At 71.3% G+C, this 25,837-nt stretch carries 22 protein-coding genes; 14 read left to right on the top strand and 8 right to left on the bottom strand.

The annotated features are described in order from the left end of the window. The first annotated feature begins 49 nt into the window (after positions 1-49). Positions 50-1,030, top strand: a complete 981-nt coding sequence (locus tag AB0I59_RS36185) for an alpha/beta hydrolase fold domain-containing protein (RefSeq protein ID WP_061259591.1) — start codon at positions 50-52, stop codon at positions 1,028-1,030. Between the two features lie 160 nt (positions 1,031-1,190). Here the strand turns inward: AB0I59_RS36185 and aceA are convergent, their stop codons facing one another. Beyond that, complete coding sequence (gene aceA / locus AB0I59_RS36180; protein ID WP_061259590.1) at positions 1,191-2,483, bottom strand: isocitrate lyase; 1,293 nt, start codon at positions 2,481-2,483, stop codon at positions 1,191-1,193. Between the two features lie 423 nt (positions 2,484-2,906). Between aceA and AB0I59_RS36175 the strand changes: the two genes are divergently transcribed. After that, the gene (locus tag AB0I59_RS36175; protein WP_061259589.1) at positions 2,907-4,376 is read left to right on the top strand and encodes an XRE family transcriptional regulator; all 1,470 of its coding nucleotides are present in this window, start codon (positions 2,907-2,909) and stop codon (positions 4,374-4,376) included. Positions 4,377-4,438: 62 nt separating this feature from the next. On the opposite strand, the gene AB0I59_RS36170 is transcribed toward AB0I59_RS36175, so the two are convergent. Further along, positions 4,439-5,014 carry a TetR/AcrR family transcriptional regulator gene (locus AB0I59_RS36170; protein ID WP_061259588.1) on the bottom strand — a complete coding sequence of 192 codons (576 nt, stop codon included), beginning with the start codon at positions 5,012-5,014 and terminating at the stop codon, positions 4,439-4,441. Between the two features lie 122 nt (positions 5,015-5,136). Here AB0I59_RS36170 and AB0I59_RS36165 point away from each other — a divergent pair, with 122 nt between their 5' ends. The 5 genes from AB0I59_RS36165 (at position 5,137) to AB0I59_RS36145 (ending at position 11,368) form a co-directional block, all read left to right on the top strand. Next, positions 5,137-6,411 (top strand): MFS transporter, encoded by a 1,275-nt coding sequence (locus AB0I59_RS36165; RefSeq protein ID WP_358140273.1) that lies wholly within the window; start codon positions 5,137-5,139, stop codon positions 6,409-6,411. A gap of 98 nt (positions 6,412-6,509) precedes the next feature. Continuing rightward, positions 6,510-7,460, top strand: a complete 951-nt coding sequence (locus tag AB0I59_RS36160; RefSeq protein ID WP_082777404.1) for a glucosyl-3-phosphoglycerate synthase — start codon at positions 6,510-6,512, stop codon at positions 7,458-7,460. 252 nt (positions 7,461-7,712) lie between these two features. Further along, a complete protein-coding gene (gene uppS, locus AB0I59_RS36155) occupies positions 7,713-8,447 on the top strand; it encodes a polyprenyl diphosphate synthase (protein WP_358140269.1) in 735 nt (244 codons plus the stop codon). Continuing rightward, positions 8,444-9,907 carry an oxygenase MpaB family protein gene (locus tag AB0I59_RS36150; protein WP_358140266.1) on the top strand — a complete coding sequence of 488 codons (1,464 nt, stop codon included), beginning with the start codon at positions 8,444-8,446 and terminating at the stop codon, positions 9,905-9,907. The genes uppS and AB0I59_RS36150 overlap by 4 nt, the downstream gene beginning before the upstream one ends. Positions 9,908-10,147: 240 nt before the next feature. Then, entirely contained in the window at positions 10,148-11,368 is a 1,221-nt protein-coding gene (locus AB0I59_RS36145) for an acyl-CoA dehydrogenase family protein (protein WP_358140263.1), read from the top strand. Positions 11,369-11,711: 343 nt separating this feature from the next. Here the strand turns inward: AB0I59_RS36145 and AB0I59_RS36140 are convergent, their stop codons facing one another. Both AB0I59_RS36140 and AB0I59_RS36135 read right to left on the bottom strand, forming a co-directional pair. Continuing rightward, a complete protein-coding gene (locus AB0I59_RS36140) occupies positions 11,712-12,356 on the bottom strand; it encodes a LuxR C-terminal-related transcriptional regulator (protein WP_358140260.1) in 645 nt (214 codons plus the stop codon). Beyond that, on the bottom strand, positions 12,344-13,465 hold the full coding sequence (locus AB0I59_RS36135; RefSeq protein WP_358140257.1) for a sensor histidine kinase: 1,122 nt from the start codon (positions 13,463-13,465) through the stop codon (positions 12,344-12,346). The genes AB0I59_RS36140 and AB0I59_RS36135 overlap by 13 nt, the downstream gene beginning before the upstream one ends. A 244-nt stretch (positions 13,466-13,709) precedes the next feature. Here AB0I59_RS36135 and AB0I59_RS36130 point away from each other — a divergent pair, with 244 nt between their 5' ends. Next, positions 13,710-14,843 carry a serine hydrolase domain-containing protein gene (locus AB0I59_RS36130; RefSeq protein WP_358140254.1) on the top strand — a complete coding sequence of 378 codons (1,134 nt, stop codon included), beginning with the start codon at positions 13,710-13,712 and terminating at the stop codon, positions 14,841-14,843. A gap of 114 nt (positions 14,844-14,957) precedes the next feature. On the opposite strand, the gene AB0I59_RS36125 is transcribed toward AB0I59_RS36130, so the two are convergent. Next, positions 14,958-15,260 (bottom strand): hypothetical protein, encoded by a 303-nt coding sequence (locus AB0I59_RS36125; protein ID WP_061259581.1) that lies wholly within the window; start codon positions 15,258-15,260, stop codon positions 14,958-14,960. A gap of 30 nt (positions 15,261-15,290) precedes the next feature. On the opposite strand from AB0I59_RS36125, the gene AB0I59_RS36120 reads away from it, so the two are divergent. Then, positions 15,291-15,743: an Lrp/AsnC family transcriptional regulator gene (locus AB0I59_RS36120; protein WP_358140251.1), complete on the top strand. Its 453-nt coding sequence runs from the start codon at positions 15,291-15,293 to the stop codon at positions 15,741-15,743. Positions 15,744-15,790: 47 nt separating this feature from the next. Further along, positions 15,791-17,143 carry a serine hydrolase domain-containing protein gene (locus AB0I59_RS36115; RefSeq protein WP_358140248.1) on the top strand — a complete coding sequence of 451 codons (1,353 nt, stop codon included), beginning with the start codon at positions 15,791-15,793 and terminating at the stop codon, positions 17,141-17,143. Positions 17,144-17,162: 19 nt separating this feature from the next. Here the strand turns inward: AB0I59_RS36115 and AB0I59_RS36110 are convergent, their stop codons facing one another. Beyond that, entirely contained in the window at positions 17,163-17,816 is a 654-nt protein-coding gene (locus AB0I59_RS36110; RefSeq protein ID WP_061259578.1) for a response regulator, read from the bottom strand. Further along, a complete protein-coding gene (locus AB0I59_RS36105) occupies positions 17,816-18,934 on the bottom strand; it encodes a sensor histidine kinase (RefSeq protein ID WP_061259577.1) in 1,119 nt (372 codons plus the stop codon). The genes AB0I59_RS36110 and AB0I59_RS36105 overlap by 1 nt, the downstream gene beginning before the upstream one ends. Before the next feature lie 133 nt (positions 18,935-19,067). On the opposite strand from AB0I59_RS36105, the gene AB0I59_RS36100 reads away from it, so the two are divergent. The 4 genes from AB0I59_RS36100 to AB0I59_RS36085 are packed head-to-tail and all read left to right on the top strand — an operon-like array spanning position 19,068 to position 24,038. Continuing rightward, complete coding sequence (locus AB0I59_RS36100) at positions 19,068-20,465, top strand: MFS transporter (RefSeq protein ID WP_358140244.1); 1,398 nt, start codon at positions 19,068-19,070, stop codon at positions 20,463-20,465. After that, a complete protein-coding gene (locus AB0I59_RS36095) occupies positions 20,462-22,543 on the top strand; it encodes a S9 family peptidase (RefSeq protein ID WP_358140241.1) in 2,082 nt (693 codons plus the stop codon). The genes AB0I59_RS36100 and AB0I59_RS36095 overlap by 4 nt, the downstream gene beginning before the upstream one ends. After that, complete coding sequence (locus AB0I59_RS36090) at positions 22,540-23,877, top strand: serine hydrolase domain-containing protein (RefSeq protein ID WP_358140238.1); 1,338 nt, start codon at positions 22,540-22,542, stop codon at positions 23,875-23,877. Before AB0I59_RS36095 ends, AB0I59_RS36090 begins: the two co-directional genes overlap by 4 nt. Before the next feature lie 26 nt (positions 23,878-23,903). Further along, entirely contained in the window at positions 23,904-24,038 is a 135-nt protein-coding gene (locus AB0I59_RS36085) for a hypothetical protein (RefSeq protein WP_358140235.1), read from the top strand. A 41-nt stretch (positions 24,039-24,079) separates the two neighbouring features. Here AB0I59_RS36085 and AB0I59_RS36080 read toward each other — a convergent pair whose 3' ends face one another. Next, complete coding sequence (locus AB0I59_RS36080) at positions 24,080-25,780, bottom strand: AMP-binding protein (protein ID WP_358140232.1); 1,701 nt, start codon at positions 25,778-25,780, stop codon at positions 24,080-24,082. Between the last annotated feature and the right edge of the window lie 57 nt (positions 25,781-25,837).

Raw genomic sequence — 25,837 nt, 5'->3', positions numbered from 1 at the left:
GAGCGGTAGTCCGCGGCAATCATCCCAGCAGACGGGAGTGGAGGTCAGCGTGAAATCGGAGATCGATATCGACATCCATCCCGGCTATCCCGTCAGCTGGCAGGCCGCCGCTTTCAACGGGATCATGCGGGGTACGGCCCGCCCCATCTCCGCCGTCCTCCTGCGGCACACAGCCGGAATGGCCCTCGCCAGCAGGTTGATCGGCCTCGGGCAATGGGTGCCGGGACGTCTCCCGCCGGAGGCCTCCACCGTCCAGGCCAGCTTCAACGGCTGCTCGGGAGAATGGGTACGAGGCGGCCCCGGCCTGGACGAGACCAAGGTGCTGCTCTATTTCCACGGCGGCGCCTACTTCATCTGCTCGGCGGCCACCCACCGGCCCATCACCTGGCGGTTGTCGGCGGCCACCCGGCGCCCGGTGCTCGCGCTCGACTACCGGCAGGGGCCGGTCCACTCCCTCGCCGAGTCCCTCAGCGACGCCCTCGAGGCGTACGAATGCCTGCTCGATCGGGGCTTCGCGGCGAAGGACATGCTGCTGGCCGGGGACTCGGCCGGCGGGCATCTGACCCTCGCCACGCTGCTGGCCCTGCGGGACCGGGGCGTTCCCCTGCCCTCCGCCGCCATCTGCCTGTCGCCGTGGACCGACCTGACCGACGGGTGCCGCAAGGACAACCGCTGGCTGGATCCGATGTTGCCCGCGGGCCGGGTGGACTGGCTCGCCCGGCAGTGGACGGAGGGCCTCGACTGCCGTGACCCCCTGGTCTCGCCGGTGTTCGGGGACTACACGGGCATTCCTCCGCTCATGATCGTGACCGGCTCGACCGAGATCCTGCGGAACGAGGCCCGCCGGGTCGCGCTGAGCGCGCGGGAGAACGGCGTCCCGGTGACCTACGAGGAGTGGCGCCGCATGCCGCACGTGTTCCCGATCCTGGCCGACGTGGTGCCCGAGGCGCGGATCTTCTTCCGGCACGTGTCGCGCTTCCTCAACGCCGTCGAGGTCCGGGCCGGAGGCTCCGACACCGCCGCCGCGTGACCGTCCCCGCCCCGTGAACACCTGAGAGACGTGAGTAGGGCCCCGTCACCTGCCGTCAGATCCCGGGGGTGACCTGCGGCGCCGTGACGGGGCCCTCTCATCGACCTGGTACGGGTCCGCCCGCCCCCGGAGGGAGGCGGACGTCACCCGATCCCGCTGGTTAGTGAGCCTGCGCGAACTGCTCCTCCTCGGTCGAGCCCTTCAGGGCCGTCGTCGAGGAGTCCGGCGCGATGGCCGTGCTGACCAGGTCGAAGTATCCGGTGCCGACCTCGCGCTGGTGGCGGGTGGCGGTGTAGCCGCGGGACTCGGCCGCGAACTCCTTTTCCTGCAGCTCGACGTAGGCGCTCATGCCGTCCTCGGCGTAGCCGCGGGCCAGCTCGAACATCGAGTAGTTCAGCGAGTGGAAGCCGGCGAGCGTGATGAACTGGAACTTGTACCCCATGTGTCCGAGTTCCCGCTGGAACTTGGCGATCGTGGAGTCGTCCAGGTGCTGCTTCCAGTTGAACGACGGCGAGCAGTTGTAGGCGAGCATCTGGTCGGGGTACTGCGCCTTGATCGCCTCGGCGAACGCGCGGGCCACGTCGAGGTCGGGCGTGGAGGTCTCCATCCAGAGCAGGTCGGAGTACGGCGCGTACGCCAGGCCGCGGGCGACGCAGGCGTCGACGCCGTTGCGGACGCGGTAGAAGCCCTCAGCGGTGCGGTCGCCGGTGCAGAACGACTGGTCGCGGGGGTCCACGTCGCTGGTCAGCAGCGTCGCGGCCTGGGCGTCGGTCCGCGCGACGATCAGCGAGGGGACTCCGCAGACGTCGGCCGCGAGGCGGGCCGCGTTGAGGGTCTTGATGTGCTGCGCGGTGGGGATCAGCACCTTGCCGCCCAGGTGGCCGCACTTCTTCTCCGAGGCGAGCTGGTCCTCCCAGTGCACGCCCGCGGCTCCGGCGGCGATCATGCCCTTCATCAGCTCGAACGCGTTGAGCACCCCGCCGAACCCGGCCTCGGCGTCGGCCACGATCGGCGCCAGCCAGTGGGGAGCGTTCGCGTCGTCCTCGGACCAGGTGATCTGGTCGGCCCGCAGCAGGGCGTTGTTGATGCGCCGCACGACCGCGGGCACCGAGTTGGCCGGGTAGAGGCTCTGGTCGGGGTACGTCTGGCCGCCCAGGTTGGCGTCGGCGGCGACCTGCCAGCCGGACAGGTAGATGGCCTTCAGGCCGGCCTTGACCTGCTGCACGGCCTGGTTGCCGGTGAGCGCGCCCAGGGAGTGCACGTACTCCTCGGTCTGCAGCAGGTGCCACAGCCGCTCGGCGCCGAGCCGGGCCAGCGTGTGCTCCTCCTGGACGGATCCGCGCAGCCGCACCACGTCCTCCGCCGTGTAGGTGCGCTGGACGTCCTTCCATCGGGGGTTGGTGTCCCAGTCGTCCTGGAGCCGCTGCGTGGCCGCCTTGAACCGGTCCGACATTGTCGTCACTCCCTTGTTGCTGCCGCCCACTACAGGACATTTGCCCTGTTTGATGCGTTCTGTCGTCACCTGGGTGCTTGGTTCGAGTTTGCGGCGATGTCGGGAGTTCCAGCAAGGCGAGATCGCTGTGAAAGACGGCAGATTTTTCGACCGGACGAATACTGGCGGGTATTCAGAAGAGAAGAAACGCGGACTTTTCTCTATGGACTAGACCAATGACAGTCGCCCCTCCGGGCTCGCGGCGGCAGGAGCGCCGAGGGGGCGCGGGGGCGCGCGAGGGAACGGAAGTCGCACCGGCGGCGCGGCTCCGCCGAGCGCGGAGCACGGGTCTCGCGGCAATGGAACCAGTACGGCGCGGAGCCGCGGACGCTCTGCGACGCCCCGGAGTGGAAGAAATCACGAAATTTCGCATATGATCGCGGTATGGCATCCTTGCTTGGCGAAGAACCGCTGTCTTTGACGCAGGAGCTCGATCTCCTCGCCTTCGGTCAGCGGCTCAAGCATCTGCGCAAGCAGCGTGGCCTGACCCTCTCCGAGCTGGGGGAACGCGTCGGGCGCGCGCCGAGCCAGCTCTCCCTACTGGAGAACGGCAAGCGCGAGCCGAAGCTGTCGCTGCTGAAGTCCCTTGCCGCCGCGCTGAACGTGCCGGTCGAGGAACTGCTCCGCAGGCAGGCCCCCAACCGGCGGGCCCAGTTGGAGATCGCGCTTGAGGAGGCCCAGCGGGATCCGATCTACGCGAGCCTCGGGCTGAGCAGGCTGAAGGTCTCCGCCCGCGTCACCAACGACGTGCTCGAGCACATCCTCGGGCTGTACGAGGAGCTCAAGGCGCGCCAGGCCAAGGGGACGGCGACGCCCGAGGAGGCGCGGGCCGCCAACGCCGAGCTGCGCCGCAAGCAGCGTGAGCTGGGCAACTACTTCGAGGAGATCGAGAACGCCGCCGCCGAGTCGCTGGCCGCCGTGGGCTACCGCACGGGCGCGCTCTCGGAGAGCACCGTGCAGGCGCTCGTGTCCCACTTCGGGTTCACCGTCCACACCGCGCAGGATCTGCCGCGTTCCGCCCGCTCCGTGACGGACCTGCGCAACCGGCGGATCTACCTCAAGCGCGAGCAACTCGGCATGCACACCCCGCGCACCGTCCTCCTGCAGACCCTCGGCCACTTCGCGCTCCAGCACCACAAGCCGCGCGACTTCGCCGACTTCCTCCGCCAGCGGGTGGAGGCGAACTACTTCGCCGCGGCCGTGCTCGTACCGGAGGCGGCGGCCGTGCCGTACCTGCGGGAGGCCAAGCAGGACCGGGCGCTGTCGGTGGAGGACCTGCGTGACGTCTTCGCCGTCTCGTACGAGATGGCGGCGCACCGGTTCACCAACCTGGCGACCAGGCATCTCGACCTCGTCTGCCACTTCGTGCGCAACAACGCCGGAGGCATCATCTACAAGGCGTACGAGAACGACGGCATCGTCTTCCCCGCCGACGAGCAGGGCGCCATCGAGGGCCAGCGGATGTGCGTGCAGTGGTCGGGCCGCCAGGTGTTCCTGTCACCCGACCGGTTCTCGGTGTACTACCAGTACTCCGACTCGCCCACGGGGACGTACTTCTGCGTGGCCCACGTGGACCCGTCCCAGGGCAAGGACTACGCGATCACCCTGGGTGTGCCGTTCCGCGAGTCCCGCTGGTTCCGCGGCAGGGAGACGACCAACCGGACCAGGTCCAACTGCCCGAACGGCGAGTGCTGCCGCCGGCCGCCCTCCGAGCTGGCCCAGCGCTGGGAGGGCTACGCCTGGCCGTCGGCGCGGGCGAACTCCCACGTTCTCGCGGCCCTGCCGCCGGGCTCGTTCCCCGGCGTCGACGAGGCCGACGTGTACGCGTTCCTGGAGCGGCACGCCGCGTCCTGATCCATCGGACCGCCCGGCCGGAGCCCATGTACCCCGCCGCTCAAGGCTCCGGCCGGGTCCCGTCAGTCCAGGGCGGAGCGGACGAGATTCACGAGGCTCTCGCGCATCGCCTCGTGGTCGCCCGCCGCGTCCTCGCCGAGGAAGATCCGGCCGAACTGGGGCATCGCGGTGGGCCATATGGCCATTCCGACGAGCGTCATCAGTGTGCGCGCGACCTCCGGCGACGGGGCGCGGCCCATCCCATCGGCCAGTGACGCGGTCTTCCTGCCGCATTTCTCCACCCGGTACTCCTGGCCGGGCAGCAGTTCCTGGCCCCGGTAGTGCAGCGCCTCCCACATGAGCAGCCGGACCAGGTCCGGATGGTCGCGGTAATAGTCGAACAGCCGCCCCACGTAGTCGCCCGCGTCCTTCCCGGGCATGGCCACGGCCTCGGCGAGCTCGTCGAGCGCGGTGACGATGACGGCGTCGAACAGCTTCTCCTTGTTGCCGAAGTGGCCGTAGATCCGCTCCTTGTTCACCCCCGCGCGCTCGGCGATGGTGTCGACGCGCGCGCCGGCGACGCCCTTCGCCGCAAACTCGACGCGGGCGGCGTCAAGGAGGGCCGTCCTGGTCGCGGCGGTCGAATCCTTGGGTGACATCTGAAGAGGCCTCTTCCCGGGAGGTGCTGCCGTGGCGGGTCTCCAGGATACGGCCGGAACCCCGAACCATGCCACCAACTAGTTGGTTGACATCCAACTAGTTGGTTGGCTACCTTCCCGGCATGACCTCGACGCCCCTCCCCGCCTCCCGCCCGCCCACCTCGCCGCCCACCTCGCCGCCCACCTCGTCACCCGTCCCGTCACCCGTCCCGTCGCCCGTCCCTTCACCCGCCGGACCGGCCGTTCCGGTGCCCTTCGGCCGTACGGTGCTCGTTTTCGTGCTGACCGGCCTGCTCGCCACCGGCCATCTCTACGGCGTCATCCCCCTCTTCGACACGATGTCGAACGACTGGGGCACCTCGGCCACCACGCTCACCTGGCTGGTCAGCGCCTTCGGCTTCGGCTACGCCTCGGGGTTCCTGGTCTTCGGCCCGCTCTCCGACCGGTACGGCAGGCGCCGGGTGATCGTGGCGGGCATGGCGGCCACCGCGCTCACCACGGCGCTGGTCGCGGCGAGCACCGGAGCGGGCACGGCCATCGCCCTGCGCTTCGTCGAGGGCGCCACCACGGCGGCGTTCGCGCCCGTCGCCTTCGCCTATATCGCCGAGCGGATCGAACCCCGGCGCCGCGGCGTCACGATGACCTCCGTGACCTCCGCGTTCTTCGCCTCGGCCGTGATCGGCCAACTCGCCGCCAAGGCCGTCGCCGACCTGGCCGGGTGGCGGACGGTGTTTCTCGTCGGCGGCGCCGCCTTCGCCGTCATGGCCGTGGTCCTCGCCAGGGTGATGCTCCCGGACACCGCGACCGGCGCGGTCGCCAACCCCTACGCCGCCGTCCCCGCCCTGGTCCGTGACCCGCGGCTCGTGCTGCTCTACGCCGCCACGCTGGTGATCCTGGGCGCGTTCGTCGCGATCTACACCGCGCTCCAGCTCGAGGGCCCCGCCGAGATCGCCGGGAACCCCGCCGCGCTGCTGGCGCTCCGGGCGACCGCGCTGCCCGCGTTCGTCGCGATCCCGTTCGTCACACCGTGGCTGGCCAGGATCGCCTCCGGTCGCCGGGCCGGCCTGGCCCTGGTGGTGGCCGCCGCGAGCGCCGTCGTGATAGCGGTGACCGCCTCGGGCGTCGTCGGGCTGGCGCTCCTCCTGGCCGTGTTCGCCTTCGCCATCGGCATCGCCGCGCCCAGCGTGATCGAGACGGTCGGCGGCCTCGCGGGGCGGGCGCGCGGCACCGCGGTCTCCCTGTTCACGTTCTTCCTGTTCGTCGGCGCGAGCCTGGGACCGCAGGCCGCGTCCGCGCTGGCTGAGCACGGTTTCGCCGTCCTGGTGGCCGCCGTCGCCGTGGCGCTCCTCGCCGGCGCCGCCCTCATCCTCACCGCATCCGCGATCCGGGCGCGGTGACGCCCTCCGGCGGGTGCGGTACGGCCGCCGCCGCCCGCCCGGTACGGGACGCCATAAGGTGATGAGTGTGGACTGTGGCGTAGAGAAGAGGATCGTGCGTGCTGCCTGAGGTGGAAGCCTGGCTGCACGGCCGTATGACATCCTCGGCCGACTGGCCCGTCAGGGCTCTGATGGACGCCAAGGGCGCCACGAGGATCAGCGTCGTGCTGCCGGCCAGGAACGAGGCCGAGACCGTCGGTGAGATCGTCTCGGCGATCCGGCGGGATCTCGTCGAGGCGGTCCCGCTGGTGGACGAGCTCATCGTCATCGACTCCCGGTCGACCGACGAGACGGCGGCGCACGCCGTACAGGCGGGGGCGAAGGTCTTCGCGCAGGACGAGATCCTGTGCGACCTGCACCCGCTCGACGGCAAGGGCGAGGCGTTGTGGAAGTCCCTCGCCGTGAGCACCGGAGATCTCATCGTCTTCGTCGACGCCGACCTGCGGGAGTTCCGCACCTCGTTCGTGACCGGCCTGCTCGGGCCGCTGCTCGCCGACCCCTCGATCGTGTACGTCAAGGGGTGCTACGACCGGCCGCTGTCCGAGCTCCAGGGCGGCGGCGGGCGGGTCACCGAGCTGGTGGCGCGGCCGCTGCTCAACCTGCACTGGCCGCTGCTCGCGGGGTTCGTGCAGCCGCTGGCGGGCGAGTACGCCGGGCGGCGCAGCGCCCTGGAACGGGTGCCCTTCGTCACCGGGTACGGCGTGGAGCTCGGCCTGCTGATCGACCTGCTCGACCTGGCCGGACTGGACGCGCTGGCCCAGGTCGACCTCGGACGGCGGGTGCACTCCCACCAGTCCACCGAGGCGCTCGGCGGGATGGCCGGACAGATCATGTACACCGCCTGGTCGCGGCTGGAGCGCCAGAACCACATCGTCTCTCTGCACTCCCCCTCTCCCGCGCTCACCCAGTTCAGGCGCGGCGTGTCCGGACACGACCCCGTGGTGCGGGACGTCGCCGTCGCGGAGCGCCCGCCGATGGTGACCATCCCGCACTACGCCGGCTCATCGTAGGCGTCCCGGTAGGCGGCCTGACGCGCCGTGATCGACTCAGCGTGCCGGACGTCGGTCGACGGACACGCGGGTTGAGCCGGGTTCCTCGCGCGTATCCGGCCGCGGCCGACAGTGGCGATTCCAAAGTGTAGTCGCCTGATTACAGGGTAAAAGTTGCCGCGGCGGGTCATTGCGTGAGGTGCGACATGGTTTCCCCATGCGCACTTTTGAGGTTCGGCGAACGACGGGAGCGGCGATGTTCTCCTCCTCACGGTGGGCGGTGTGAGAGGCCTGCCCCATCATGTGGCATGCGTCATGGACGGAAACGGCCGGTGGGCCGCACAGCGGTCGATGCCCCGCACCGCGGGGCATCAGGCGGCCGAGGCCGCCGTGATCGATGTCATCGAGGCGGCCAACGCGGCCGGCGTCGAGTGGTTGAGTCTGTACGCCTTCTCCACCGAGAACTGGCGGCGGCCGGCCGCCGAGGTCGACGTCCTGCTGCGGCTGGTGCGGCGCGCCATCCGGAAACACGCCCTGGCACTGCACACGCGCGGGATCCGATGCCGCTTCCTGGGGGTCACCGACCCCCGGATCCCGCCGCCGCTGGCCCGGGACATCGCCGACCTGATGGCGCTGACCCGCGACAACCGGCGGATGACGTTGACGGTGGCGTTCGACCACGGCGGACGCCGCGACATCGTCGAGGCCGCCCGGTCGCTGATCCGCGACGGGGTGCCACCCGAGCAGGTCACCGAGGAGAGCTTCGCCCGCTATCTGCCCCATCCCGACATGCCGGAGGTGGACCTGGTCATCCGTACCTCCGGGGAACAGCGGATCTCCAACTTCATGCTCTGGCAGGTGGCCTACGCCGAATGGGTCTTTCCCCGCGTGCTGTGGCCGGACTTCCGCTCCGAGCACTTCTGGGAATGCCTGGACGTCTACCGACGGCGGGACCGCCGGTTCGGCGGCGTACAGGTGCCGACCGCGACAGGAAAGGGACTTCGATGAGCTACGCCGCACCCGCCGGGACCGATGACGGCAGCATGCCCGCGGACCCCGACGACCCGCTCGGGCCGGGATCGATGCTCCACCCGTTGGCCCATCAGACGCGCTGGGGGCTGGTGGCGTCCCGAGCCATCGTCCTGGAGGCCGCGCACCCCCAGATCGGCGCGGCGCTGATGACCAACTCGACCTTCGTCGCGCACCCCTGGCGGCGGCTGCGCAACACCGTGCTCAGCGCACAGCGGATGTTCGACCCCGACGAGCGGGTGCGACAGCGGGAGGCGGCCCGGCTCAATCGCCTGCACGCGCGCATCACCGGCACCGACGCCGAGGGCCGCCCGTTCAATGCGGCAGATCCCGAGGCGCGCGCCTGGGTGGTGGCGACGCTGTTCGAGTCCACGGTCACGATGTGCCGGCTGAGCGGCGAGTCCCTCGACGGCCCCGCCCTGGACCGGCTGTACTCCGAGTTCCTGGCGTTCCTCGCCCTGATGGACCCAGGCGGAGGGGAGCTTCCGCCCACGCTGCGGGAGTTCTGGCGCTATTACGAATTCATGATCGAGGAGCGGCTGGAGAACACCGAAGCGGTCCACGTCATCCTCGACCGCCTGTTCGCGCAGGTACCCGCTCCACCTCTGCTTCGCGACCGCCCGGCCTTGTGGGCGGCGGGCAGGGCGGTCGCCGGCCCCGTGGCCACCGCGATCACCGTGGCGTCGCTGCCCGAGCCGCTTCGCGCACGGCTGGGGCTTCCCGAGTTGCCTGGCGCACGCATGTTGATTCACACCACGTACCTGTCCACAAGGCTCGCGACGCAGCTGCTGCCGGAGGCGTGGACACGGCTGGACACGGTCATGGACATGCTCGACCCGACGTACTCTCCCCGACCGGGCAGCGACGCGCTGACAGAGCTGCGCCGCGGCGCGGCGAAGGCGGGGGCGCTCCTCCGCCTCCTCACGCCCACCCCGAGGACGGCCGCCACCGGCGACTCGACGCTACGGTCCGCCTCACGGTTCTTCTCCGAGGTCCTGGACCAGACCGGCAACGGCCACCTCGACTGGCCCGACCTCGCCGCGATGGCCCGGGAGATCGCCACCCGTCTCGACCTGGCGACCGAGGACGAGGACCGCCTGTTCACCGCCTTCGCCGACTGGTGGCGAGAGCTGCAGAAAGAGCTGGACACCGACGGCGACGGACGCATCACCGGCCACGAGTACGCCGCGGCGACCGCCGCCATGACCAGCTCCGCCCTCATCAGGGTCGCCGACGTCCTGTTCGACGTCACCGATGCGGACGACGACCAGGTCATCGACGCGCGGGAGTACCGGGTCCTCTTCCGCACGGCGTTCAATCGCGACCCGGGCGACGGAGACGAGCGACTGACCCGTGCCGAGTTCGTCCGCCGGTTCCTGAACTTCATGGCCGGCCGCCGGCACTCAGACGCCTACGACCGGTTATTCGCCCAATCCTGACCGCGTCGCCGCCTCGCTGGGCGGGTGTCGCTCCGGGCCGCGGTCGGCGAAGAGCGCGGATGAGCCGGTCCGGTCGATCTTCTCGAGGCGGGGAGCGGTGCGTTCGTCCCGCAGGGGGAAACGGGGTTCCGGGCCGCTTGCCGGGAATGCTACTCGCCGGTAAGTTTGCTCGCCGGCCGGTGCTACGGTTGGTGATCTCACAGCCCGGCCCCCATATCTCGACCCCTGTGGAGAAGTGCGATGAGCGACGGCGCGACGGGGTTCTGCCCCGAACTGAACGACGACATCCGCGAGGTACGTGACTGGGTGCGCGAGTTCGCTCGTGACGTCGTGCGCCCGGCCGGAGCGGAGTGGGACGAGCGCGAGGAGACCCCCTGGCCGGTCATCCAGGAGGCCGCCAAGATCGGGCTGTACTCCCTGGACTTCTTCGCTCAGCAGTGGTTCGAGGAGTCCGGGCTCGGGCTGCACGTGGCGTTCGAGGAGCTCTTCTGGGGAGACGCCGGCATCGGCCTGTCCATCGTCGGCACCGGCCTCGCCGCGGCCGCCCTGTCCACCGGCGGCACGCCGGAGCAGATGGGGGAGTGGCTGCCCCAGATGTTCGGGACCCCCGACGACGTCAAGGTCGGCGCGTTCTGCGCCTCCGAGCCGGACGCCGGGAGCGACGTGGGCTCGATCAGGACCCGCGCCGTGTACGACAACGGCGACTGGGTCCTCAACGGCGTGAAGACCTGGGCGACCAACGGCGGCATCGCCAACGTGCACATCGTCGTCGCCTCCGTCGATCCCGAGCTGGGGACCCGCGGGCAGGCGTCCTTCATCATCCCGCCGGGCACCCCGGGACTCTCGCAGGGGCAGAAGTTCCGCAAGCACGGCATCCGCGCCTCGCACACCGCAGAGGTCGTCCTGGACAACGTCCGCGTTCCCGGTTCGTGCCTGCTCGGCGGCAAGGAGAAGCTCGACGCCCGCCTCGCCCGCGTGCGCTCCGGCGCGCGCGGCGGCGAGCAGGGCGCCATGCGGACCTTCGAGTCCACCCGGCCGCTGGTGGCCGCCATGGCGGTGGGCACCGCTCGCGCCGCGTACGAGTACGCCAGGGACTACGCCCGCGAGCGCGAGCAGTTCGGCCGCAAGATCGGCGAGAACCAGGCGGTCGCGTTCCTGCTCGCCGACATGGCCACCCGCGTGGACGTCGCGCGCCTGATGACCTGGCGCGCCGCGTGGATGGCCCGGCACGGGCGCCCGATGGATCAGGCCGAAGGGTCGATGAGCAAGCTGGTCGCCAGCGAGGCCGCGGTGTGGGTGACCGAGCAGGCCATCCAGATCCTCGGCGGCGCCGGATACACCCGCGAGCACCCCGTGGAGCGCTTCCACCGCGATGCCAAGATCTACACGATTTTTGAGGGTACGTCCGAGATCCAGCGTCTGATCATCGGCCGCTCCGTCACCGGCCTGCCCGTCCGGTAGCGAGGCGCCGTCGGCTTTCGGCCAGGAGCGTGAAGGATCCGCTGATCAGGGTGGGCAACTCGTTCGCGGCGTGCGCCTCGTCGTAGGCGGCGCGTGGGTTGGACGTCAGTCAGGGCGGTGACGACGAACGTCCGGCCCTCGGCGGACCGGGCGAGGAAGCCCATCGTCAGGAGCCCGACCTCGGAACCGCCACACGATTGCCGCCTCACGGCGCGCTACGAGCTGACGGTTGCGCGGCTGCTGACCCACGACCTCGGCCCGGCCTCGGCTCTGGTCGGGAAGGCGCACGAGGACGACCTGGACCGGCGTGGCCGGCGTCCGGGCGGGTGTCAGAAACGGGGGCTCATTGGCGGCTGAGGTATGTGAGGACTGCGAGGACGCGGCGGTGGCCGCTGTCGGCCGGCGAAAGGCCGAGCTTGGTGAAGACGTTGCCGATGTGCTTGTGGACGGCGTTTTCGGTGATGACGAGCCGGGCCGCGATTGTGGCGTTGTCCTTTCCCTCGGCCATCAGGGCGAGCACTTGGCGTTCGCGCGGCGTGAGGGTGGCGATCGGGTCGTGAGCACGCCGGGTGAGGAGTTGCGCGATCACCTCGGCGTCCATGACGGTGCCGCCGGCGGCGACCCGCCGCAGCGTGTCGATGAACTCGCTCACCCGGCTCACCCGGTCCTTGAGGAGGTAGCCGACGCCGCCGCGTTCATCGGAGATCAGCTCGCCGGCGTACTGCTGCTCGACGTACTGGGAGAGGACGAGCACGGGCAGGCCGGGATGCCGGCGGCGAGCGTGAAGGGCGGCGCGGATGCCCTCGTCGCGGAAGGTTGGCGGTAGCCGTACGTCGACGATGGTGATGTCGGGTCGGTGTTCGGTGACGGCGGTGATGAAGCCGGGGGCGTCCTGGGTGATCGCGGCGACGTGGAAGCCCTTGGCGGTCAGCAGGAGTTCCAGTCCACTGGACAGCAGGACGTTGTCCTCGGCGATCACGACGCGCATGGCAGGCTCACAGTGATCGTGGTCGGGCCGCCGGTGGGGCTGTGGATGTGGATGGTGCCGTCGAGTGCCAGGACGCGGTGGCGGATTCCGGCGATGCCGGTGCCCAGCGTATCGTCGGCGCCGCCGATCCCATCGTCGGTGACCTCGATCGACAGCCGGTCACCGACGCGTGCGACGCGGACGGTGGTCCGGGTGGCCTGGCTGTGCTTGGCAGCGTTGGTGAGCGTCTCGGCGATGGTGAAGTAGGCCACGGCCTCGACCGCGGCGGGGATCGTGCCGAGGTCGCCGATATCGAGGGTGGTATCGATTGCCGATCGGGTCCCCAGGGCGGTCAGCGCGCCGGCGAGGCCGCGGTCGGCGAGGATCGGCGGGTAGATCGTCCGGATCACCGCACGAAGCTCCGCCATGGCCTCCTCGGTATTCTCATGCGCCTCCCGCAGGAGTCTGCCCACCATCTCCGGGTCCTCGCCCAGCGACTCACGGGCCACGCCCAGCCGCATCGCGATGGCCACCAGCCGAGCCTGGGTGCCGTCATGCAGGTCACGTTCGATCCGGCGGAGTTCCGCGCCGTGCGCGTTCATAGCGCCGGCTCGCGTCTCGGTCAGCGTCTCCACACGGTGCGCCAACCGCTCCGCGGCCGAAGGGGACAGCAACGCAACACAGATCCGGGCGTGCAGGCGCGCCAGGAGTGGAACCAGCCAGTAGGTCAGGGCCGCGAAGATGACGAACTGTACGGTCCCCAGGGTCAACGCCGTGCCCCACCCGGACAGTGGAACACCGGCGGCGAAGCCGCCCGCGCGGGTGCCGGCGGGCAACGCCCACCACAAGGGCACCGTGACGGCCGTGGCAACCGCGTTGCCCGCGCACACCACCACGACGAGCCCGAACGCCAGACTCGTCACGATGAACGTGCACAGCCACCCGAGAACACGCCACGTACCGACACGGACGGGACCAGAACGCGGAGAAAGCAGCAACCGGTCGGCGCGGCGACGATGCCAGGACGCCCAGGCGCGGGCCATCATCGGGACGATGAGTACGGGCAGCGCGAACAGGGCGACCGCAGCGGTGAACAGGCTTCCCAGCAGATAACCCAGACCGCGCCACATCGCCGAAAGCCGACTCGCCCCATGGTGGTTCATCCGCACAAGTCTGAGCCATGGCGACCGAGCCTGGCACTACAGCCCGCTACCCCTTTTTCTCACTAGTGAGCTGTATCGTCCGCTTCCCCCGCCAGACCTAGCGTCAACGCCCATGACGAGTTCACCGATTCATTCACCGCGGCGGCGCGGCCGGTCCATCCGACGGAACCTGGCTCTGGCCGCCATCGTGGCCAGCACCCTCTCTACCATCGTGCCCGGCGCGAGCGCCGCCAGCCAGCACGACGACCAGGCCCAGCTTCGGCGCGACGCCGCCGCGATCACCGCACTCGGCGTGACGGGCGTCCAGGCCCGCTTGATCACCTCTGCCGGCCGGAATCTGACCGCCAGCAGCGGCATCGCCGACCTGATGACCCGGCGGCCGGTCCCTCGGAATGGCTACTTCCGGATCGCCAGCGTCACCAAGACGTTCGTAGCCACCGTGATCCTCCAGTTGGCCGGCGACGGCAGGCTCTCCCTGGACGACACGGTCGAGCGATGGCTGCCCGGCGTGGTGTCCGGAAACGGCAATGACGGCCGCGCGATCACCATCCGCCAACTGCTCCAGCACACCAGCGGCATCCACGACGACTACGGCGACTACACCTCGGCAAAGAACTTCTACCAGCACCGATACGACACCTACACGCCCAAGCAGACCGTCGCCCGGGCGATGCGCCACCGCCCGGACTTCCAGCCCGGAAAGGACTGGAGTTACTCCAACACCGGCTACGTCCTGCTCGGCATGATCATCCAGCGGGTCACCGGGCACCCCTGGCATGAGGAGGTACAGAATCGGATCGTCCGGCCGCTCGGCCTCAATCACACCTTCTGGCCGGGTACTTCACCCAAGCTGCCCCAGCCGCACGCCGAGACTTACCAGAGGTTCCAACCCGGCGAACGGCTCGTGGACGTCACCGAGCAGGTCGGCCTGGGCAACAATGGAGAGGCCGGACTCGTCTCCACGACCGCCGATCTCAACCGATTCTTCCGCGCCCTGCTCGGCGGCCGACTCCTGCCCCCGACGCAGATGGCGCAGATGAAACAGACCATTCCAGTCGGCAAGGAGTTCGAACCGCTCATGCCGGGCGCACGTGACGGGCTGGGGGTCTTCTCACGCCCGCTGTCGTGCGGCGGCAGCTACTGGGGCCATGAGGGCGGCGACTCCGGCTGGATCAGCGCCGTCGGTGTCACCGCCGACGGCCGGCGCAGCGTCACGGTCTCGTTGTCGGGCGTACTCGCCGAATCGGCGGACCACGTCATGCGCGTGGAACAGGCTGTGAGCAAGCTGGTCGACGACGCGCTGTGCACGCCCCCGAACGCCGGCAGGGGCGCGATCACCTCCTGAGCGCGCGGCGGCTCCAGCGGCCGCAGCGGCCCGCGGGTCGGCCTCGGTGCGCAAGACGAGCGGGCGGCGCCCCGGCTTCCGTCCTGGAAGGAGAGGGGACGGGGAGCACATGGTTCACCTGGCCCCGGCGAAGGTCACCCGGATCGAGTACAGGTCGCCGCCGATCTCGCTCTCGGCCGGGCTGCCCTCGTAGTAGCCGGTGATGCCGTAGCGCGGGTCGGTGAACCAGATCGTGCCGTCCGAGCGGACCACCACGTCGTTGGGGATGTCGCTCCACACCAGATACCGTCCGGCGGGGAAGTACGCGGGCCCTTCGGTCTTGCGGCCGCCGCTGTGGAGCACCTCCACGTAGTCGTCGCCGCCGTCGTAGCCGAAACGCTCGTCGAGAACCTCGAACTCGGCCCGGAATCGCTCCATGACTGAATCTCCTTCGATAATATTGGCATTATGCCAAACAGAATTCAGTTGGACGAGGTCGATCGCACGCTCGTGGCCGAACTGCAGCGCGACGCCGCGCAGTCCTACGCGGCGCTGGGGCGGGCGGTCGGGCTGTCGGCCGGGGCGGTGCACGAGCGGGTGCGCAAGCTGCGCGAGCGCGGGGTCATCCGGGCGACCACGGTCGAGGTGGATCCCGTGGCGCTGGACCGGCCGGTGCTGGCATACGTGATGGTCGGCGCCGACGCGTGGATGGGGGAGTCCGGGGGTGCCTTCGCGGGGATCTCGGAGATCATGGAAGCGCACGTGATCGCGGGGGAGGCGTCGGTGCTCGTCAAGGTGCGTACGGCGACCACCGAGCAGCTCCAGGACGTGTTGCGGCGGATCTACGGCATCCAGGGAGTGACGAGCACCCAGGCGATCGTCGTCCTGGAGACCTTCTTCGAACGCCCGGTGCGCCCCTGACCGACCGACCGACCGACCGGCCGGCCACACGAAGGTAGGGACCGTCCGTGCCGAAAGTCGGGGAGCGCCGTCCCGATCTTGATCGGGCGGACGCGGAACGCCGAGACTCGATCGCCATGGAGGACATGCTCACCGAGGCCGCCCGCCGCCTCGGCGTGACCGGGGCGCAGGCCGCCGTGATCGCCGGGGGCGAGCCGCGCGTGGCGGCGGTCGGGACGGCCAACGCCGAGCTCGGCATCCCGATGGACCCGCGCACCCTGATCCAGATCGGTTCGACCGCCAAACTGCACACGGCGGTGCTGGTGATGACCCTCGTGGACGAGGGCCTGGTGGACCTGGACGCCCCGGTCAGGCGCTACCTGCCGGAGCTGCGGCTGGCCGACGAGGAGGCCGCCCGCTCGGTGACGCCGCGCCACCTGCTGTCCATGACCAGCGGGATCGACAACGGCCGCTACGACGACGACCACGACGACCCCCTCGGCTACCTCTCGACGTTCGCGGACCTGGACATGCTGTTCGCGCCGGGGGACGGCTACTCGTACAGCAATGCCTCGACGGTCGTCTCCGGCGCGCTGGTCGCCCGGATGACCGGGCTGAGCTGGGACGAGGCGCTACGGCGCCGGGTGTTCGAGCCGCTCGGCCTGCGGGACCGCGCCACGCTGTGGGAGGAGCTGCCCTACCACCGGATCGCCGTCGGCCACGCGCCGGACGGCTCGGTGGTGCGTCCGTGGGCACTGGCCCGCGGATCGGGGCCCGCGGGGAGCACGCTGTGCTCGACGGCCGCCGACCTCGCCCGGTTCGGCGAGTTGTTCCTGCGCGACGGCGGCGGGGTGCTCTCGCCCGGTGCCTGCGCCGCGATGCAGGTCCCCCAGGTGGCGCTGCCGACCAGGCGATTCGCCGACGAATGGTGTCTGGGGCCGTACCGGCGGGACTTCTCCGGGCTGGAGGTCTTCGGGCACAGCGGGACCAACCTCGGCGGCTCCTCGACGCTTCTTTGGTCGCCGTCCACCGGCACCGTCGTCGCGGTGGTGTGCAACACACCGCACGCCGGTTATCCGCTGGCCGCCGAGGTGGCCGCGCACGTGCTGGGCTCCGTCCCGGAGGACGTCGAGCCGGTCACGCGGCAGACCGCCGACCCCGGCCGGTACGAGGGACGCTACGCCGCCTGCGACCTGCGCTACGACGTGACCTCGGCGGACGGCGTGCTGACCGTGACACTGGAGGAGGCGGCGACCGGTCGGTCGAGCCCGCCGGTCGCGCTGCTGCCGCTGGACGGGGACCGGTTCCTGCCCGAGGTGGACCTGTCGGGCGGCCGGGGCTGGGATCTGGCCTTCGTGGTCGAGGACGGCAGCGCCGTACGCCTGGTCAGCGGGGCGTTCGCCGCCCGCAGGGTCCGCTGACCCCGCTCCGGGACCAGGCTCACTCCCGAGAGACCAGGCCGGCGTCGTAGGCCAGCAGCGCCGCCTGGGTGCGGTTGGCGCAGCCCAGCTTGGCCAGCAGCCGCGAGACGTATCCCTTGACCGTCGTCTCGCTCAGGAACAGCCGGGCCCCGATCGCCGCGTTGGACAGCCCCTCCGCGAGGCAGGTCAGCACCTCGGTCTCCCGCTCGGAGAGCCCGGCCACCAGCGCCCGCGCGGTGCGCCTGGCCGGCTCGCCGGGCGCGAAAGCCGAGAACAGCCGCCTCGCCATGGCCGGGGAGATGACCGCGTGCCCCTCGGCGGCGACCCTGACCACGCCGGCGAGGTCCTCGGGGTCGGTGTCCTTGAGCAGGAAGCCGAACGCGCCCGCGCGCATCGCCCGCACCGCGTACTCGTCGAGGTCGAAGGTGGTCAGCATGATGATCTTCGGTGGGCCGGGCAACGCGCAGGCGCGCTCGGTCGCGGCCAGGCCGTCCACGCCGGGCATCCGGATGTCCATCAGCACGACGTCCGGCGACAGGCGGACGATCGCCTCGACGGCCTCGGCGCCGTCGTAGGCCTCGCCCACCACCTCCAGGTCGTCGGCGCGCGACAGGATCGCGCGCAGGTGGGCGCAGACCATGCGCTCGTCGTCCACCAGCAGAACCCTGATCATCACGCCTCCCGCCTGCCGGGCAGCGCCGCCAGCAGGCGGAAGCCGCCGTCCTCGGTCGGGCCGGCGGAGAACGCGCCGCCGACCAGCTCCACCCGCTGCCGCAGCCCGAGCAGCCCGGTGCCGGACGGCGGCAGGTCCTCGGGCGGCGGCGCGGCCGCCGCCGGGTTGCTCACCGCGACGCGTACCCCGCCCTCGTGGCGGCTCAGCCGTACGCGCACGGGGGCGCCGGGGGCGTGCTTGCGCGCGTTGGTCAGCGCCTCCTGCACCACCCGGTACGCGGTGCGGCCGAGCGGCGCCGACACCTCGATCCCCTCGTCCTGGTGCAGCGACACGCGCAGCCCGGACTCGGTGACGAGCCGGGAGACGTCCAGCAGGCTCGGCGGGGGAGCGAGGTCGGCGGGCTCGCTGTCGTGCAGCACCCCGACGACCTCGCGCAGCTCGCCGAGGGCGCGCCGGCCCGTCGTGCGCAGCTCCTCGGCCGCGGCGCGCACCTCCGGGGTGGGCGCGGCCATCCGCAGCGACCCCGCCTGCAGGACCATCAGGCTGACGTGGTGGGTGACCACGTCGTGCATCTCGCGGGCGAGCCGGGTGCGCTCCTCGGCCCTGGCCTGCTCGACCAGCAGCCGCTGCTCACGTTCGGCGCGTTCGGCCCGCTCGGCGAGCGCCGTGTTGAGCCGCCGCTGGGTGTCGGCGTACAGGCCGAGCAGAGTGGCGGGCACCACGATCAGGCCGCAGATCGAGGCGATCTGCAGCAGCGTGGTCAGGTCGCGGGCCTCCCACAGATGGCACAGCACGAGCAGCGCCAGCGCGGACACCGCCAGCAGCAGGCGCCGGTCGCCGCGATGGGCGCCGAGCGAGTACAACGCGAACGGTATGGACAGCGGCACCTCGACGGAGCAGAGCGGGATCGTGGCCAGGACCACCGCGAGGGGGAAGCGCCGCCGCACGAGCAGGAGCGCCGCGCCCGCGATCTGCACCCAGATCCCGTGCCACCGCACCTCGGGGACCAGCGCCATCGGCACCGCCCCGTTGATCGCCAGGTCGCTGCCGACGCCCACCACGCCCACCGCCGCGGCCAGCGCGACGTCGCCGGCCAGCCTCCTGACCCCCGCATCCATGCCGGCAACGCTACCGGCGCGGGCAGAGGGGGCGGATGCGACGAAAGTAGGTTCCAGCCCCCCACCTTTCCCATCGGTCCCCACCCCAACGGCCCTCGTGCGCCGCCGCCCCGGCGCGTGATCATCGTTCGGCATGAACGATCCTTCACGCTCAGCCGATCCGCTGAGCAGGCAGGACGCCCGCGCCGTGCTGGGCGTCACCGGTGGGAAGGGCGACACCGCGCCGCTGCTGCGCACACTCGGGGAGCACGGCGTCGGGCTGTCCTTCATGGCGGCGCTGACCGTGCTCGCGGTCGTGGACAACTTCCAGACCCAGGCGTTCGGCGTGCTCGCGCCCGAGGTCGCCGCCTCGTTCGGGATGAACGCCGGTTCCCTGTCGGGGATCGTCGCCGCCCAGGGCGTGGCGGCGGGGGTGGCGCCGTTCGCGGTGGCGGCACTCCTGCGCCGCTATCCGCACCGGGTGCGGCTGGCCGTCGGCACCGGGTTCGCCTGGAGCCTCACCACGCTGTTCACCGGCTCGGTGGTCGGGCCGGTCTCACTGGCCGGGCTCATGGTGCTGAACGGCGCGAGCACCGGCACCGTGGCGCTGCTGCACCCGCCCCTGCTGATGGACGCCTACCCGCCCGCCGCCCGGATGCGGGTGATGTCGCTGTATTCGGCGTCCTCGCCGCTGGCCGGGATCCTGGCACCGCTGGTCATCGCCGGGCTGGTGTCGTGGCTCGGCATGGACTGGCGGGCGGTGTTCGCCACGCTCGGCGCCGTGTCGTTGGTGGCCTGCCTGTACGCGCTGCGGCTGCGTGAGCCGGAGCTCGGCCGCTGGGACGTGGCCGAGCTGCGGGCCAGGTCGGGGACGGCGGCGGAGGCCCCGGCCCAGGAGCACCTGCCCGGCTTCTGGGGGACCGTGCGGAGGGTGCTGCGCGTCCCGTCGGTGCGGCGGATATGCGTCGGCTTCACCGCGATGGGCGCGCTGGCTGTGCCGTACGGCGTGGTGGTCTCGACGCTGCTGGAGCAGGACTACGGCCTGACCCCCGGCCAGCGCGGCCTGTTCACCAGCGCGGGCGCCGCGGTGTCGATCGTGGCGCTCGCGGCCTTCGGCGGCCGGGCGGAGGCGGCCTACCGGGCGGGGCCGGCGCGCTTCATGGCGCTGTCCGGCGGCACGCTCGGGGCGGCCGCGGCGGCCTTCGGCCTGTCGGCGGTCGCGCCGAACCTGTGGGTGATGCTCACACTGCTCGCGCTGGGCCAGGCCCTGCTCGCGGTGATCGGGCCGTGCCTGTTCATCGGCGCGCTCTCGGTCGTACGGCCCGCGGACCGGGCGCACGCGATGGCGGCCCTGGGGCTGATCATCGCGCTCGGCGGGCTGATCGGGGCCGGGCTGCTCGCGCTGTCCACGGCGGCGCTCGACCTGCGCGGCGGCCTCCTGCTGCTGCTCGTCCCCGCGGTCGCCGGGGCGTGGTTCGTCGCGACCATCCACAAAACCCTCATGGGCGATCTCGACGCCCTGATCGATCACGCGATTGGAGAGACCGAATGATTGAGGCGTATCGCCGTGCCGAGGCGCTGCATCCGTCGCAGGAGCCGAGGCTCGTGCACCGGGCGGCGATCACCCCGGTCTGGGAGGACGGATCGTTTTCCTACCAGGTGAGCACCCCCGACGGCCCCTCACTTGTCCGGATATTTCCGGACAAGCGGGAGCGGGTGGAGGAGGGGGCCCCTCCGGCGGCGGAGCCCGTGCTGCCGCCCGAGCTGACCGGCGTCCAGACCTCGCCGGACGGACGCCACGCCGTCTCCGTCGAGGACGGGAACCTCGCGGTGAACGGCGTGCGGATCACCCATGACGGCACGGAGGGCCACGCGTACGGCCTGCCCAGCGACCAGAACCGGCTGCCGATCGTGGTCGCCCAGGCCGGCATGACCACGCCGCCGCTGCTCGTCTGGGCCCCGGACGGGCGCAGGTTCGTCACGCTCCGCGTCGACCAGCGGCATGTGCCCACGCTCACCCTCACCCAGGCCAGCCCGCCGGGCGGAGGGCCCCGGCCGCTCGCCCACACCCTGCACTACGAGATGCCGGGCGACCCGCTCCCCACCTTCCAGCAGATGATCTTCGACGCGGAGACGGGCGACCGAGTCGACATCGCCATCGAGCCGCTCACCTTCACCCACGACGCGCCGCTCGGCGTCGGCAGGGTCTGGTGGGAGGACGACGAGACGCTCTGGATGCTGTACGGCACCCGCGGCTACCGGGCCGCCGTGCTGTACCGGATCGACGCCAGGACCGGCGAGGCGACCGTGGTCCTGCGGGAGCACAGCGAGACGGTGATGTACTCCGCGCCGACCATCGTGGAGGCCCCGCTGGTGAGCACCCGCGGCGACGAGGTGCTCTGGTACTCCGACCGCTCGGGCTGGGGCCACCTCTACCGATACGCGGGCGGCGAGCTGAAGAACGCCGTGACCGAGGGCGAGTGGCTGGTGCGCGATGTGCTCCGGGTGGACTGGGACGCCCGCGAGGTGCTCTTCATGTCTGGCGGACACGGCTCCAACCCGTACGACCGGCGGCTGTGCCGAGCCGGCCTGGACGGCGGTGGCGTCACCGTGCTCACGCCCGAGGACGGCGACCACCACGTCCAGGTGTCGCCCGACGGCCGCCGGCTGGTCGACACCTACGCCACACCGGGAATGCCGAGCGTCACGGTGCTGCGCGACGCCGACGGCGCGGTCGTGATGGAGCTGGAGCGCGCCGACCTGAGCGCGCTGGAGAAGGCGGGCTGGCGGGCGCCCGAGCGGTTCACGGCCAAGGCCGCCGACGGCGTGACCGACGTGCACGGCCTGCTGTTCCTGCCCGGCGACTTCGACCCGTCCCGGCGCTACCCGATCCTCGACTCGGTCTACAACGGCCCCCAGATCCCCCGGCAGCTCCGCACCACGCTGCGCGGCCACTCACTCGACCCCTGGCTGCTCGACCCCGCGGCCGGGGCGGCGTCGCTGGCCGCGCTCGGCCTCGCCGTGGTGGTGCTCGACGGGCGCGGCACGCCGTACCGGGGCAAGGCGTTCCAGGACGCCTCCTACGGGGACCCCGGAGTGTCGGTGGGACTCGCCGACCACGTGGCGGCGATCACCCAGCTCGCGGCCGAGCGGCCCTACCTCGACCTGGACCGGGTCGGGATCGCCGGCCACTCGGGCGGCGGCGCGGCCACCGTCCGGGCGCTGCTGACGCACCCGGAGCTCTTCGACGTGGGCGTCGCCTCCGCCGGCGACCACGAGCACAGCGGCTACTACGCGATCTGGAGCGAGACCTACCAGGGGCCGCCGCCGCAGGACTACACCGCCGACTCGCTGCTGCCGCACGCCGAGCGGCTGAAGGGCAAACTGCTGATCCTCTTCGGCGAGATGGACGACAACTGCCATCCCGCCCTGTCGCTGCGCCTCGTCGACGCGCTCATCCGGGCGGACGCCGACTTCGAGATGCTCATGGTCCCCAACGCCGCGCACGGCTACATGCACGCCGAGGCGCACGTGCTCCGCCGCCAGTGGGACTTCCTCACCCGGCACCTGATCGGCGCCGAGCCGCCGTTCGGGTACCGCATCGACCCGACCTTCGGAGGAGCCGCGTGACCATCGAACCGCGCGACCCGCTCGACCCGGACGCCCTGCGTGCCCGCCTGGGCGAGCTGGCCCGGCAGCACGGGATCACCGGAGCCGCGATCGCCATCGCCGCCGGCGACGAGACGGCCGAGGCGGCGACCGGCCTGCTCAACACCCGCACCGGGCGGCCCGCGACCACCGACTCGCTCTTCCAGATCGGCTCGATCGCCAAGGCGTGGACGGCGACCCTGATCCTCCAGCTCGTAGGCGAGGGACGGCTCGACCTCGACCAGACCGCGCAGTCCGTGCTGCCCGAACTGGGGCTGCCGGAGCCGGTGACGATCAGGCAGCTCCTCGCGCACACCGGCGGCTTCGAAGGGGACGTCTTCGTGGACACCGGTCGGGGCGACGACGCGATCGAGAAGCTGGTCGCACTGCTCAAGGACGTGCCGCGGCTCTCGCCGCCGGGGGCGGTCTGGTCCTATAACAACGCCGGATACGTCGTGCTCGGGCGGATCGTCGAGGTGCTGCGCGGCGTGCCGTACAACACGGCGCTGCGCACGCACCTGATCGCCCCGCTCGGCCTGACCCACGCCGCGACCTGCGCCGACGAGGCGATCCTCCACGATACGGCGGTCGGGCACGCGGACGGCGAGCCGGTGCCGGTCTGGTCGCTGATGCGGTCGAACGACCCGGCCGGGGCCAGCCTGGCGATGCGCGCCGGCGACCTGCTGGCCTTCGCCCGTGCCCACATGCGCGGGGACCCGGCGTTGCTGCCCGTGTCGTCGGCGCGGCTGATGCGGGAGCCGCAGGTCGCGCTGCCCGATCTCGGCCGTCCGGGCCACTGGGGGCTCGGCTGGGAGCTGCCGCGCTGGACCGGCGGAACGGTGGCCGGGCACGACGGGTCCACCCCGGGGCAGGCCGCGACGCTGCGGCTCGTGCCCGACGCGGGAGTGGCCGTGGCGCTGCTGACCAACGGCGGCGACCCCGACCCCCTGCGCGCCGGGCTGGTCGATCCGATCCTGCGCCGCCTGGCCGGGGTCGTGCCGCCGGAGCCGCCGTCGCCCCCGGCCCCTCCGCTGCCGATCGACGTCCCGCGCTACGCCGGCCGGTACGTCTCGGACGTGATGGCGTGGGAGGTGGCCGGGGACGAGGCCGGACGGCTGTGGGTGACGGTCACGCCGCTCGGCGTGATGGCCGAGCACGGCGGGCCGCGGCGGTTCGAGCTGGCCCGGCTGCGCGGCGACACCTTCGTGTTCGCCGAGGCCCGGGGCGGCGTCCACCCGGCGGTCGCCTTCGTCGGTGATGGCGACGGCGACCGGCCGCGCTTCCTGCACACCGGACGGTTGAACGTCCGCACCTGACGCTGCGACCCCCGGCCCAGCGGCCTGTGGGCGGGCCGCTGGGCCGGGGTTGCGCGTGCGCGACCGAGAACGGCCGGATCATCACCGACCGGGACTACTACGACCAGCTCGAGCTGTACTGCCAGCTCGGCTCCCACCTCGAACCCGACCTGGCGGCCTGATCCGGCGCTGGGTGGCGCGGATCAGGCGGGCCCCGGCGGGCTCAGGACAGGTCGAACTGGTCGTCGCGCCACTCGCCGGTCAGGCGCGTGTCCGCGTGCCGCTCCTCGCGGGCCCGCAGTTCGACCCGGCGGATCTTGCCGGAGATCGTCTTCGGCAGGTCGTAGAACTCCAGCCGGCGGACCCGGAGGTAGGGGGGCAGATGCTCCCGGGCGTAGGCGAGGATCGACCGCGCCGTCTCCTCGCCGGGCTCGTGACCCGGTGCCAGCACCACGTACGCCTTCGGAACGGCCAGCCGGACGGAGTCAGGAGCGGGAACGACGGCGGCCTCCGCGACGGCGGGATGCTCGATGAGGACGCTCTCCAGCTCGAAGGGGCTGACCTTGTAGTCGGAGGCCTTGAAGACGTCGTCGGTGCGCCCGATGAAGGTGACGTAGCCGTCGGCGTCCCGGCTCGCGACGTCGCCGGTGTGGTAGTAGCCGTCCGCCATCGCCTCGGCGTTGCGCGTCTCGTCCCCTTGGTATCCGGTCATGAGGCTCAACGGGGACCGGGACAGGTCCAGGCAGATCTCTCCCTCGCCCTCGCCGGAGAGCCGCGCACCGGTCGTCGCGTCCACGAGAACGACCGGGACGCCGGGCAGCGGGCGGCCCATGGATCCCGGCTTGACGCGCTGGCCGGGTGAGTTGCCCACCAGCGCGGAGGTCTCGGTCTGCCCGAAACCGTCCCGGATGGTCAGCCCCCAGTTCTTCTCGACCTGGCTGATGACCTCGGGATTCAACGGCTCGCCCGCGCCGACCACCTCGCGAAGCGCTCCGGGTGACTCGGACAGGTCGGCGTTGATGAGCATGCGCCACACCGTGGGAGGGGCGCAGAACGTGGTCACGTTCTCGGACCGCAGCCGCGCCAGCAGCGCCACCGGGTCGAAACGCGCGTAGTTGTAGACGAAGACGGTCGCTTCGGCGAGCCACGGCGCGAAGAAGTTCGACCAGGCGTGCTTCGCCCAGCCGGGCGAGGAGATGTTGAGGTGGACGTCTCCGGGTCGCAGGCCCAGCCAGTACATCGTCGACAGGTGGCCCACCGGATAGGACACGTGGGTGTGCTCGACGAGCTTGGGCCTGCTGGTCGTGCCCGAGGTGAAGTAGAGCAGCAACCGGTCCGTGCTCACGTTGCCCGGGTGCGGAAGCGGGGCGGCGTCGAGCTCGTACGCCGCCGCGAGTTCGCTCCAGCCGTCGGCCGTTCCTCCCACGACGACCTTCAGGTAGCCGCCGGGAACGGCCTCGAATTTCGCCGTGTCCGCCACATTGCAGACGACCGCCTTCGCGTTCCCGCGGTCGAGCCGGTCGGTGAGCTCCGCAGGACCGGCCGCCGTGGTCGTCGGCATGATGACCGCGCCCAGCTTCATGACGGCGAGCATCGTCTCCCACAGCTCGACCTGGTTGCCGAGCATGATCACGACGCTGTCGCCGCGGCCGACTCCACCGGCCGCGAGATGACGGGCCACCTGGTCGGACCTGCGGCACAGCTCGGCGAACGAGTACGCGGCGCGGCTCCCGTCCTCCTCGACGATCACCAGGCCGGTGCGCTCGTTGTCCCGCGCCCACGTCTCGAACCAGTCGTGCGCCCAGTTGAAGGTGTCGCCCACGTCGGGCCACGAGAACCTCTCGACGGCGTCGCCGTATGAGGTGCGCAGGTCGAGCAGCTCGTCTCGCGCGGCGCGCAGTGCGGATGTGGGGTCGATCGACATCGCGGCCTCCTTGGTCGTCCGCCGCACATGGTGACCCTGATCGTCCCGCCGCGACAC

Source organism: Microtetraspora glauca (genome assembly GCF_040656155.1).
Lineage (GTDB): Bacteria > Actinomycetota > Actinomycetes > Streptosporangiales > Streptosporangiaceae > Microtetraspora > Microtetraspora glauca.
Note: the sequence above shows the minus strand (reverse complement) of the source record. Positions and strands in the feature narration are given on the sequence as shown.